At 36.7% G+C, this 12693-nt stretch carries 11 protein-coding genes; 3 read left to right on the top strand and 8 right to left on the bottom strand.

Annotation, left to right across the window (positions count from 1 at the left end; genetic code table 11):
* Positions 1-274 precede the first annotated feature (274 nt).
* On the top strand, positions 275-2242 hold the full coding sequence (locus tag EKM05_RS01045) for a transglycosylase domain-containing protein (RefSeq protein WP_126552970.1): 1968 nt from the start codon (positions 275-277) through the stop codon (positions 2240-2242).
* 51 nt (positions 2243-2293) lie between these two features.
* On the opposite strand, the gene EKM05_RS01040 is transcribed toward EKM05_RS01045, so the two are convergent.
* The 3 genes from EKM05_RS01040 to EKM05_RS01030 all read right to left on the bottom strand — a co-directional run bounded on the left by EKM05_RS01040 (position 2294) and on the right by EKM05_RS01030 (position 5562).
* The gene (locus tag EKM05_RS01040) at positions 2294-3331 is read right to left on the bottom strand and encodes an aldo/keto reductase (RefSeq protein WP_126552968.1); all 1038 of its coding nucleotides are present in this window, start codon (positions 3329-3331) and stop codon (positions 2294-2296) included.
* A 355-nt stretch (positions 3332-3686) separates the two neighbouring features.
* The gene (locus tag EKM05_RS01035; protein ID WP_126457923.1) at positions 3687-4628 is read right to left on the bottom strand and encodes an OmpA family protein; all 942 of its coding nucleotides are present in this window, start codon (positions 4626-4628) and stop codon (positions 3687-3689) included.
* Between the two features lie 172 nt (positions 4629-4800).
* Complete coding sequence (locus tag EKM05_RS01030) at positions 4801-5562, bottom strand: exodeoxyribonuclease III (RefSeq protein WP_126457920.1); 762 nt, start codon at positions 5560-5562, stop codon at positions 4801-4803.
* 199 nt (positions 5563-5761) lie between these two features.
* Here EKM05_RS01030 and EKM05_RS01025 point away from each other — a divergent pair, with 199 nt between their 5' ends.
* The gene (locus EKM05_RS01025; RefSeq protein WP_126457917.1) at positions 5762-7564 is read left to right on the top strand and encodes a lysophospholipid acyltransferase family protein; all 1803 of its coding nucleotides are present in this window, start codon (positions 5762-5764) and stop codon (positions 7562-7564) included.
* Between the two features lie 275 nt (positions 7565-7839).
* Here EKM05_RS01025 and EKM05_RS01020 read toward each other — a convergent pair whose 3' ends face one another.
* Together EKM05_RS01020 and EKM05_RS01015 are read right to left on the bottom strand one after the other, a co-directional pair.
* The gene (locus EKM05_RS01020; RefSeq protein WP_126451929.1) at positions 7840-8121 is read right to left on the bottom strand and encodes a TM2 domain-containing protein; all 282 of its coding nucleotides are present in this window, start codon (positions 8119-8121) and stop codon (positions 7840-7842) included.
* Between the two features lie 443 nt (positions 8122-8564).
* Positions 8565-9512, bottom strand: coding sequence for a 2-hydroxyacid dehydrogenase (locus tag EKM05_RS01015; protein ID WP_126552966.1), 948 nt, complete (start codon positions 9510-9512; stop codon positions 8565-8567).
* Between the two features lie 144 nt (positions 9513-9656).
* Here EKM05_RS01015 and nhaA point away from each other — a divergent pair, with 144 nt between their 5' ends.
* Complete coding sequence (nhaA, locus tag EKM05_RS01010) at positions 9657-10826, top strand: Na+/H+ antiporter NhaA (RefSeq protein ID WP_126552964.1); 1170 nt, start codon at positions 9657-9659, stop codon at positions 10824-10826.
* A gap of 70 nt (positions 10827-10896) precedes the next feature.
* Here the strand turns inward: nhaA and EKM05_RS01005 are convergent, their stop codons facing one another.
* From EKM05_RS01005 to proC, 3 genes are all read right to left on the bottom strand, one after another.
* Positions 10897-11313 (bottom strand): hypothetical protein, encoded by a 417-nt coding sequence (locus tag EKM05_RS01005; protein WP_126552962.1) that lies wholly within the window; start codon positions 11311-11313, stop codon positions 10897-10899.
* Positions 11314-11377: 64 nt separating this feature from the next.
* Positions 11378-11758: a Dabb family protein gene (locus tag EKM05_RS01000; protein ID WP_126457908.1), complete on the bottom strand. Its 381-nt coding sequence runs from the start codon at positions 11756-11758 to the stop codon at positions 11378-11380.
* Between the two features lie 143 nt (positions 11759-11901).
* Entirely contained in the window at positions 11902-12678 is a 777-nt protein-coding gene (gene proC / locus EKM05_RS00995) for a pyrroline-5-carboxylate reductase (RefSeq protein WP_126552960.1), read from the bottom strand.
* Positions 12679-12693: the final 15 nt, after the last annotated feature.

The raw sequence follows: 12693 nt of genomic DNA, 5'->3' as shown, positions 1-12693 counted from the left end.
TCAAATACTCTAAGGGCACGGATTGCAAATCCGTTATCGGGATATAAAAAACCGAAATCCAATTACTAATGGCACTGCTACCGAGAATATCAAAAACTACAACGCAGAAATGTTGTAGTTTTTTTATGTCCTAAAATGGAATAGCATTCATTTTATACAATCAAAACTATAAAGAAAATTATAAAAAACTCTGCTTTAGTATTATTTTCCTTTTCTTTATGACTAATACTCCAAACGCATTGTATTTTAGATTCTTTTATTTTTAAAACTGTTTATGAAAACCAAAAAACAAAACATAATTCTAGCAACAAAAATACTTTTTGTATTGTTTACCACTATAATTATTGCTTTTTACCTCTTTCGTGATGCCGTTTTACAGCAAACCATTGCAAAAGTTTCCCATGAAATGAAAATGGATTACAACAGTACTTTTACGATAAAAAAAGCTTCTTTTGAAGGATTGTCCGGTCTAAATCTTACTGAAATCATTTTGGTTCCAAAAAATGCCGATACGCTTTTTAAAATTAAAAAATTAAAAACCAGCGTTAATTTGTGGCATTTGATAACCGGCGACCTACAACTTGGTACTTTAGAGGTTCAGAATGGTTTTATTCAATTAGTAAAAAAAGGAAAAAAGGGAAATTACGATGCTTTTTTAAAGAGGGACAATCAAACACCAGTACAAAATGAGAAAAGAGATTACGCTCAATTTGCCTACAGAATCATCTCAAAAGTACTAAATTTAGTTCCAACTGATATGATTCTGAACAATCTTTCGATCCGAATTAACGATAACGGAAAAAAAACAAACATCAATTTCCAAAAATTGCGATTGGTCAACAAGCAACTTGAAACTGCTATTCGAGTGCAAACCAACACCTTTACTCAGCACTGGAAAATTAAAGGATTTGCCGATCCCAGAAATAAAAAAGCCGATATTAGATTCGTTAATATCGACACCGGTGCCATCAAAATGCCGTATTTAGACGAGCGGTTCAACCTAAAAACAAGCTTTGACTCCATTCGTTTGAATATTCAAAACATAGATAAAGACGGTGATGAATTACATATCGATGGGTTTATGGCTATTGCTAATTTAAAACTCAACCATCCTAAAATCGCCAGCAAAGATGTATTGCTAAAAAACGCCAAATTTGACTACCGTTTTCTTTTGGGTTCTGATTTTATTTCGATTGACAGCACCTCAACAGTTCAGTTAAACAAGATAAAATTTCATCCTTATGTGGCTTATGAAACTGAAAAAGACACGATTTATAAACTCAAAGTGAATATTCCAAAAATGAACGCGCAGGATTTTATCACTTCGCTTCCAGACGGTTTATTTGCCAATTTTCAAGGCATGAAAGCCAGTGGTACTTTTGATTACAAATTGGACTTTGCATTCAACCAAAACAAACCCAATCAACTGGTTTTTGACAGCAAACTAAAAAAAGAAAATCTAAAAATTACAAAATACGGTGAAGCCAACCTGAACAAACTCAATGGCGAATTTGTGTATCGCGCACTTATAAAGAACGTGTTGCAACGTCCGGTTTTAGTGGGCTCTGCTAATCCAAATTTCACGCCACTGGACCAAATTTCACCCTATTTACGAAAGTCGGTTTTGACAACGGAAGATCCTTCTTTCTTTTCGCATCGTGGTTTTATCAGCGAAGCTTTCAAACAATCCATCATCAAAAACATAAAAACTAAAAAGTTTTCCCGCGGCGCCAGTACCATCAGCATGCAATTAGTGAAAAATGTTTTTCTGAGTCGGGAAAAAACTGTTTCCCGTAAACTGGAAGAAATTTTATTGGTTTATATTCTGGAAAACAACCGGATTGTAAGCAAGGAACGCATGCTCGAAGTGTATTTTAATATTATCGAATGGGGTCCAAATGTATATGGAATTGGCGAAGCAAGTCAATTTTATTTCCAAAAAACACCTTTGGAATTATCACTGAACGAATGCTTGTATCTCGCCCGAATTATTCCAAGTCCAAAAAAATTCATGTATCAGTTTAACGATCAAGGGATGTTGAAAGATTTTGCTGTACAACAAGAATCGTTCTTAACGAATATTATGTTTCGAAGAGGACTTTTGACTTCTGAAGACACGATTTACAAGTCCTTACCAATCTTGATTTCAGGACCTGCAAAATCTTTTATCAAATTCAAAGTACAAGATTCCACGCAAATAAAAATGGATTCCTTAGCCGTTGATGATGAATTTGATCTTTAATTATTAAAAACAACCCTGTCAGAGTTCCAAAATCTGACAGGGTTTATTAAATTAAGGTGCCGGATCCGGAATCACGGCTTGCACTTCATCAATCGCTTTTAAGATTTCATCCGAAAGTGACACTTGAATGGTATCAATATTTTCTTTTAATTGTTCCAATGTGGTTGCGCCAATAATCGTGCTGGTTACAAACAGCTGTTGGGCTATAAATGCCAACGACAATTCCGTCAAGGTCAATCCGTTTTTCTTAGCGATTTCCTGATATAGCCGCGTGGCTTCGGTGCATTGTGGACTGCTATATCTGGAATACTGCGGAAACAATTTGATTCTGGCATTTGGATGCGCTTCGCCAGTAAGGAATTTACCGGACAAAACGCCAAAAGCCATTGGAGAATACGCCAATAAACCAACATTTTCTCTCAGGCAAATTTCAGCGGACCCGTTTTCAAAAAGTCGGTTCAATAACGAATACGGATTTTGAATCGTCTTTATTCTTGGCAGATTATTGTATTTGCTTTCCTCCAGAAAACGCATAATTCCCCAAGGATTTTCATTTGAAAGACCTATGTGATTTATTTTTCCTTCCTTGACAAAACCGTCTAATGCTTCCAGCACATTATGAATATTATCTTCCCAAGCATCGTCTTGCACTTTGAAACCGCGTTGTCCAAAATAATTGGTTTTACGTTCCGGCCAATGCAATTGGTACACATCCAGATAATCAGTTTGCAGGCGTTGCAAACTACTGTCCAATGCAAACTTGATACTGGCGGGCGAAAAATCTAATTTTTCTCTCATATAGCCAAAATTAGGATTGGGTCCGGCAATTTTGGAGGCCAAAACAATTTTTTCTCTTTTCCCTGTTTTCTTGAACCAGGTTCCAAGGATTTTCTCTGTACTTCCATAGGTTTCCTGACGCCCCGGAATAGAATACATTTCGGCAGTATCAAAGAAATTGACTCCATTTTCAAAAGCATAATCCATTTGTGCGTGACCATCAGCTTCTGTGTTTTGTTGCCCAAAAGTCATGGTTCCAAGGCAAATTTTGCTGACTTTTATATCAGTATTTGGTAATGTTGTATATTTCATATTTAAGGAAATTGTATTTTATTTTCGAAAACAAAGATAAAATTAGTTTGCGGTTACGATTTAGTGTTAACAGAAAATTGACAAAAGTTTACAGGATGTTAAAAAAATAACCGCGAATTCGCAAATTAAAAGCCCTTGAAACGAAAGATAAAATTAGCGAATTAGCGGTTAAGAAAAGGTTCCTTTTTTAAATCATTAAGAGATTAAGTTTCATTAAGAATTCACGCATAATTTTCTTAATTCCTTAATGGTTAAACTTATAAAACTGGAGATTATTTTATAAAATATCCCGTAGAGAACAAAAAAAGGTTCAAAGCATACACTCTGAACCTTTCTATACTTTAACCTTTAAACCTTAATTTATTTCATTCAGCATTTCGGCAATTTCATCTAATCTTGGGGTAAGAATGATTTCGATTCTGCGGTTCTTCGCTTTTCCGTCAGCAGTTGCATTGCTGGCTAGCGGAGAGAACTCTCCTCGTCCTGCGGCGGTAAGACTTTGTTTGTTGATTTTTGAGTTTTCGCTCAAAATAGCTACGATTGCGGTGGCTCTTTTGGTTGATAAATCCCAGTTATCCGCAATTGGTCCAGAAGCTGAAAAAGCATCATCATCCGTATGTCCTTCAATAAGAACGGAGATTTCAGGATTGTCTCCTAAAACTTTACCTAATTCTACTACTGCCTTTTTCCCTTCGGAACCTACTGACCAACTTCCAGAATTGAAGAGCAGTTTGTTCTCCATGGATACGTATACTTTTCCATTTTTTTGTTCGACAGTCAATCCTTTTCCTTCAAAACTATTCAAAGCATTAGAGAGTGTTTCTTTTAGTTTTTTCATGTTGGCTTCTTTGGCGGCGATCAAGTCTTCTAATTCTTGCAAACGCTGGGCACTTTTGCTCAAACGCTCTTGTTCTACTGCCAACGCTTTTGCTTTCTCATCCAATTGGCCTAGTAAATCACGATTTTTCTTCATGTTACTTTGTAAAGCCTCTCCGCTGTTTTTCTCTAAAGCGGCATAGGAATCCTGCAGGACTTCGAGTTTGTTTTGAGCAGCAGCATAATCTGCTTTCAATTTATCAAGTGCTGCTTTAGAAGCACTCAAGTCAGAAGTTAAAGCAGTTCTATCTAAATCCAATTGGTTTTTAGTTTTCAGCAAATCTTCATTTTCGTCCGTTAGGCTTCGGTTTTCCTTTTTGGAATCCGCATACTTGCTTTCTAAGTCATTGTATATTTTTTTTGACACGCAGGATGTTGAAAGTGCCAATACGAGTAATCCTAAGGAAAATTTTTTAATCATTTTAATGGTGTTTATATCGTTTTTATTGTTGTTTTGAAATCAAAAATTTGAATTGCATTCGGATACCCTAGCCCCGATAGAAGTGAAAATCCTTTTCTCTCGTTTTTTAACGAGAGAAAAGATTGTAGCGGATAGCGGGAAATAGCTCCTCCTTTGGCTGCGCTAAAGATGATTACTCTAATTCTACCAAGACCGGGCAATGATCTGAATGTACGGCATCTGATAAAATAACGGCTCTTTTGAGTTTATGTTTCAAAGAATTGGCAACTAAATTATAATCGATGCGCCACCCTTTGTTATTCCCTCTGGCTCCAGCGCGGTAACTCCACCAGGAATACTGGTGCGGTTCACTGTTGAAATGGCGAAAACTATCGACAAATCCGGACTTTATAAATCCGTCAAGCCAGGTTCTTTCATGGGGTAAAAATCCGGAAACGGTCTTGTTTCTAATTGGGTCATGAATGTCAATTGCCTCATGGCAAATGTTGTAATCGCCACAGATAATCAAGTTTGGCGTTTCTTTTTTGAGTTCATCAATATAATTCTTAAAATCATCCATAAACATGAATTTATGGTCGAGTCGCTCCATATTTGTCCCAGATGGCAGGTACAAACTCATCACGGAAAAATCATCAAAATCAGCCCGAAGATTTCTTCCTTCAAAATCCATGTGGTGAATTCCGGTTCCGTGGACCACATTATTAGGTTTGATCTTTGAAAGAATCGCTACGCCGCTGTACCCTTTTTTAGTGGCTGAATAATAATATTGATACGGATACCCTGCCTTTGCAATAGCCTCCACAGGAATTTGATCCTCAGTGGCTTTGATTTCCTGTAGGCAAATGATGTCCGGATTTGCCTGTTGCAGCCAATCGATAAATCCTTTTGAAATTGCGGCTCTAATTCCGTTGACGTTGTATGAAATAATTCTCATAAAGTGTGTATTTGAATTTCTGTAGAAATAAATAATTCCCAAATGGTATTAGAAATGCATTTTTAGAATCTGTCAGAAAAAATCATGGTGTGTATATAACGATTTCAAATGTAATAAAAAAGTACAAGTTTGACTCAGAAAAATAGAGAAAATGGAGTTTTTTGCTATCTTTGTTTCTTGCTTTAAAAGAAAAAAATTCATGGGTTTAGTAACCGCCAAAGAAGTTGCAAAAGCAATAAATGCTGATAAGTATGGAGTTCTAGGTACCTTCTCAGGATGGATGCTTATGAAGGTGCTAAAGATTTCTACCTTAAACAAAATGTACGACAGAAATAAGCATTTGAAAGATGTTAATTTCCTGAATGGAATATTAGATGATTTACAAATAAAATTTGAAATTCCGGAAGAGGATTTAAAGCGCCTGCCAAAAGAAGGAGCTTACATCACGATTTCAAACCATCCACTGGGAGGAATTGACGGGGTTTTATTATTGAAATTAATGCTGGAGAGAGAACCCAATTTCAAGATTATTGCTAATTTTCTTTTACACCGAATTAAGCCGCTCAAAAAATACATCATGCCTGTGAATCCTTTTGAAAATCATAAGGATGCTAAATCAAGCGTGGTGGGAATCAAGGAAACACTGCGTCATTTAAGCGATGGAAAACCCTTAGGCATGTTTCCCGCAGGCGAAGTCTCTACCTATAAAGATGGTAAGTTAATGGTAGATAAGCCTTGGGAAGAAGGAGCTATCAAAGTAATTAGAAAAGCGCAGGTGCCTGTGGTTCCTATTTATTTTCATGCTAAAAACAGTCGATTATTTTATTTGCTTTCTAAAATAAGCGGGACTTTTAGAACGGCAAAACTGCCTTCGGAAGTCTTTAGCCAGAAACGCCGTGTGATCAAAGTGCGTATTGGTAAACCAATTTCCGTAAGCGAACAAAATGAGCACAAGACTTTAGAGGAATACTCTGAGTTTTTAAGAAAAAAAACGTACATGTTGGCCAATCCTTTTGAGAAAGAAATTCCTTTTTTGCCAACGCCTACTTTAAAAATTCCTAAAAGCCCAAAGACAATTGTCACTGCTGCCAACAGCGAAAAGATGATTGCCGAAGTTGATGCCGCCAGAAATAGCGATTGCCGCCTTTTACAAAGTAAAAATTATGAGGTTTTCTTTTCTGAAGCCACTAAAATTCCAAATATCCTGCATGAAATAGGACGTCTTAGAGAAATCACTTTCAGAGAAGTAGGCGAAGGAACCAATGAGTCTATTGATTTAGACAAGCACGATAAATATTATCATCACTTGTTTTTATGGGATAATGAAGCCCATAAGATTGCCGGTGCGTACCGAATGGGATTGGGTTCAGAAATTTATCCGAAGTATGGAATCAATGGATTCTACCTCAACGATCTGTTTAGGTTTGAGCCCGAATTACATGATATGATGCACAAATCTATCGAAATGGGACGCGCTTTTATCATCAAAGAGTACCAACAAAAACCAATGCCGCTTTTCTTGCTTTGGAAAGGAATTATGCATACCACCTTACGCTATCCCGAACATAAATTTTTATTGGGAGGCGTGAGTATCAGTAATCAATTTTCAGATTTTTCTAAATCCTTAATGATTGAATTTATGAAATCCAATTATTATGATCCGTACATTGCGCAATACATTCATCCCAAAAAAGCGTATAAAGTAAAATTAAAAGATGCCGATAAGGATTTTATTTTTAACGAAACCGAATCGGATTTGAATAAGTTTGATAAAATTATCGACGAGCTGGAACCGGGAAGTTTGCGTTTGCCGGTTTTAATCAAAAAATACATCAAACAAAATGCAAAAGTGGTCGCATTTAATGTGGATCCGTTGTTTAATAATGCCGTAGACGGATTGATGTACATCAGGATTGCAGACATTCCGGAAAGTACCATGAAGCCCGTAATGGAAGAATTCCAGAAAGAATTGGAGCGGAAACTGAGCGAGAAAGAAGATTAATTTCAGAATTACATTAAATAAGTAAGTCGAAAGTTTAAAAGTCGTAAAGTCAAAAGAATTAACTTTAAGTAAAACAACTTTAAATCAGATTGTTACATAATTTTATCCTGATTTTAAAATACGACATTATACTATGGTTATTACTTAGTTGCTAGAAATTTTACAAATCAGCACAAAATTAATTCGTGGCAATTAGTGAAATTTGTGGTAGAAAAATACCCCCAAATAGTGTCTGAATTTTTGGGGACAGTCTAAAACCGGGATTTTTTTATGTTTTAAAACCAAGCCTTTTTACCTACTTGATACATTTGGTAAAACTCCTCGTCAGATTTTGTCAAATAAATTATTCCTTCGATAATACCTAAAATGTATGTCACCGTTCCGCAGGTAAAAAGACTAATTACCAGCCATATTATCCCTTCAGTAGTATACCCCAATAGGAATTTATGAATCGCAAGAGGACCTAAAAGTATCGCTAAAATTCCGGCAGGCAGCTTTTTATTGTTTTGACGAACTGGCAGCGGATTATTCCAATTTTCAATCTTCGAATTTTGCATAAATAATTTGTATTAGATTGTTTTTCAATGGTTAAAAATATAAAAATTATTGAAACACTCTACCAATTGGTTCAAAAATTCGGTTTTATTTCCTCCACTATTCAAAACCCATCCGAATTTTCTAGAGTTACAAACCTCCATAACGCCCACAATTATTACGCCTTCATCTGATAATTTTGCAATAAACGTTCTAAATCATCAACTGTAAAATTTTGCACGAACCGTTTTTCGCTTGGCTTAAAATGATTGGTACCATCCATAAACGGCTGCCATTGGATAGAACAATCCTTCCCATTTTGTCTTTCCACCAAAAAGTAAAACGATACGAATTGGCTTTAAACCAATATGTTATCTTCGCAACAAGCGACGAGTTTTAGGGATTTTTACTTTAAAGAAGAAACTCCAATTCCCGTATTGCGCTGCTACGGCACGACAAATTTTACCTAACTAAGATACTTTGCTTTTATTTTATCAACGATTACTTGTGCCAATCGTTCATGGCTTTCGAAAGTCCAACCGGCAATATGTGGCGTCAGAATTGCGTTTTTGGCTTTCAACAAATACTGAAAAGCCTCTGGTGTGTTTTTATCGTTAAAAAGGGTTTCAAAAGACAACTTCTCATATTCCAGAACATCTAAACCTGCTCCGAGAATTTTCCCGGATTGCATGGCAGTAACCAAATCGGCAGTGACAATATTCTTGCCTCGAGAGGTATTAATAACCCAAAAAGGCTTAAGAAATCCATTGATAAAATCAGCATTCACCATTTTATTTGTTTCAGAAGTCCATGGAACATGCAAACTCACTACATCTACTTTTTGCTGAAATTCTGCTAAGGAAACCTGCTTCGCATTAGCATCACCCACATTTTCCTGAATGTCATAACACAAGACTTCGACATCAAAACCACGGAGTTTTTTGGCAAATGATTTTCCCATGTTTCCGTACCCGATAATTCCAACGGTTTTACCGTCAAGTTCCTGACCGCGATTGCTTTCCCGGTTCCAATGGCCTGCTCGTATCTCGCTGTCAGCTTGATTCAATTTATTAAAAATGGATAAGATCATACCCAAGGTGTGTTCAGCAACAGCGTTTCTATTTCCTTCTGGAGCGGCAATAAGTGTAATGTTTTTAGATTCTGCATGCTCGCAATCAATGCTTTCCAGTCCGGCTCCAACGCGAGCGATGAATTGCAAATTAGTAGCTTTGTCCAAGAATGTTTTGTCAATCTTGAAACGGCTTCGAATCACAACTCCTTGATAATCCTGAATTTTAGCTTCGATTTCTTCTTTTGAAGAAGTAAAATCACTGTGATTGATAAACCCGGATTTTTGCAATTCATTCCACAGTAAGGAATGATTGCTGTCGATATGAAGTATTTTGATGGTCATAATTGCTTTGTTTTTACTACATCAAAGAAACAAAAAAATTACGGTTTATACTTTTAAGAACGGAAATTAGCTTTCAAAAGCTTAAATTTGCAGAATTCCTATTCATCATTTATACTATTAATTATAGAAAAAGAAAAACAACAAATGAGATTAACAAAAACATTCAAAGCCTTTTTTGAAAACGAAAAAGCGGGAGGTCTTTTATTACTCCTAGTTACGATACTCTCTCTTCTATTTGCTAATTCCCCTTTTCAAACTGACTATATTGCCTTTTGGGAAACCAATATCGGCAACCATTCGATCACCCACTGGATCAATGACGGACTGATGACTATCTTCTTTCTTTTGATTGGTTTAGAGCTAGAACGGGAGATCTACAAAGGAGAATTGTCAAGTATTAGAAATGCCACTTTACCTGTTTTTGGTGCTTTAGGCGGGATGATTGTTCCGGCGGGAATTTTTTTACTGCTCAATTTTGGAACTCCCACACAAAATGGTGCCGGTATTCCTATGGCTACTGACATTGCCTTTGCAATTGGAGTTTTATCGCTTTTAGGAAATCGGGTTCCTACCTCGCTGAAAGTATTCCTTACTGCCCTTGCTGTAATTGACGACTTAGGGGCTATTTTGGTAATTGCTGTTTTTTATACAAAAACAATTGCTTTTACCAATCTGTTTATTGCTTTTGCCATTATGGGTGGTTTATTTATCCTGAACAAAAGAAAGGTTCACAACCTTATCCCCTATTTAATTGGGGGTGCTGCTATGTGGTATTTTATGCTGAATTCAGGTGTTCACGCCACAATTACCGGAGTGTTATTGGCTTTTGTCATTCCGTTTGGAGACGGAGGCAAGAAAACATCCTCTTATAAATTACAGCATTTTTTGCACAAACCGGTTGCATTTTTGATTCTGCCGCTTTTTGCCATCGCCAATACCAGTATTGCCATTGGTTCTGATTGGTCAGAAGGATTGAATCATACCAATACAATTGGGATCATGCTGGGACTTGTGGTGGGAAAACCTCTTGGAATTTGGCTTTTCTCCTTTTTAGGAGTGAGTTTAGGCATTTGCACGTTGCCCAAAGATTTAAATTGGAAAAAAATAATTGGGGCAGGAATGCTTGGTGGAATTGGGTTCACCATGTCCATTTTCATTACCCTTCTTGCTTTCAAAGAAAGTGGTAAAGAGGTTATTACATACTCTAAAATTGCCATTCTGATTGCTTCTTTTGTTGCTGGTCTGACGGGTTTCTTCTGGTTGAAATATACCTTAAGAAAACAATCTAAAAAAGAGAAAACAGCACTAGTATAAAACATATTGTGATCCTAAAAAGCCTCGTTTAAGCAATTAAACGAGGCTTTTTTATGTTCAATAATTGCTTCTATTTTGAATAACTTATCGCAAAACTATTTTTAAAATCTCTTTTTTTAATAAATAAATAAAGCATGAATGGAATAATCATCACAGGAGAAAATTTTTGAAGTACTGCAAATTGAATAACCAAACCGGTTACCACCATTCCGGTCAGTATTCCGAATCCAAGATTGTACGTAAGACTGGGATTTATGCTCAGTACTTTCGTTTCTCCCGCCTTTAGCACTATCTCTTCTGTTTGAAAAGAAGTCCCATCACCAATTTCTATGGTATGTTTTCCGGGCAAAACACGGTATTCTTTCCGGTTGTTGCTGTAGTTCATTTCACACTCCGTTTTGCTATCAATACGTACTACATAGCGATTGGCTTCATTGTAAATACCACTGCTTTTAGACATTCTGAAAACAATTGTGCTCTGATTCATGTTTTATTTTTTACGGTTTACTATGCAGAAAAATTGTTCTTTAATTATTTACTGCGATTTTTGTTTACTTATTCGTCCAATAATCTACTACGGTAACTTTGTCTGGTGCCGGACTCAAAACAGCCACAAAAGCTTTGTGATCCGGATGAATTAAATATGCATCTCTGTCGGATTTACTGGTGAAAGTCAACACAAAACAATGGGTCAAACCATTATTCAGGTTTTCAGGACTGTTATTAATTCCCCATTCATACGCTTTGATCAATTTGATTTTATGTTCTAAGTTTCCAAAAGCAGTGACTACTTTGTCAATTGCTGCTGCATCTGTACCGGGTTTCCAACCAAACATCACTACATGTTTAAGGATTTGTTTTTGTTCGTCTTTTTGCGCATTCACAGTATAACTTGAAATTAAAATAAGGATTAATAGGAGTAGTTTTTTCATGGTTGTTTTTTTCAAATATAAGATTTATTTGAGTGTTAATACAAATATGAAATGTCAATATTCATCCCTTTTAAGAAAAAAATTGCGCAAAGTCGGAGACGTTTGCGCAGCTTATATAACGAAAAAATTACAAAACTATGCGCCTACCCCTTGATTTGTTTCAAGGATGTTTTGATGCCTCGGATTAGGGACGAACTGAATCCGTGCATTTCCATTTCGTTCAATCCCGCGATCGTGCAACCTTGCGGCGTGGTCACGCGGTCTATTAATTGTTCCGGGTGTACTTTTTCTTCTAGTAGCATTTCGGCAGCACCTTTTACCGTTTGTGCCGAGATGGCTAAGGCGGTTTGCCAGTCAAATCCTATTTCGATACCGGCTTGCATTGAGGCCCGAATGTAGCGCAAGGCAAAAGCGGTTCCGCTGGCCGCCAAAACAGTTGCAGCATCCATTAATTTTTCGTCAATAATAGGAGCGGTTCCCAAATTCTGAAAAAGGGAAACAACATCTTGTGCCTGCTCTTTGTCTTTTTCATGAAACGCAATACAGGTGGCTGAGGCGCCAAACTGTGCCGCTATATTGGGCATGATTCGGATGGCACTATTAGCCGTACCGATTTTGTTTTGCAGATTTTCTATCGACAATCCACTCACTGCCGAGGCGATGATTTTATTAGAAATTACGGGAAGAATTTCGGCCAAAACAGTGTCTACTTGGTATGGTTTGATGGTCAAAATAATGACATCGGCTTCCTGAATCTGATGCATATTATTTGTAGAAACTGTTGCTCCTAATTTTTCAAGATACAGAATGCTGGAGGTGTTTCTTCGGGTTATGGTAACTTGGTCATCTGGCGAAAATTTTGATAATCCTAATGCGATAGAAACTCCTAAGTTTCCTCCGCCAATAATGTGTACTTTCATGCTGGTTGTGGTTTT

This window comes from Flavobacterium sp. GSP27 (assembly GCF_003970395.1).
Classification (GTDB): Bacteria; Bacteroidota; Bacteroidia; order Flavobacteriales; family Flavobacteriaceae; genus Flavobacterium.
Note: the sequence above shows the minus strand (reverse complement) of the source record. Positions and strands in the feature narration are given on the sequence as shown.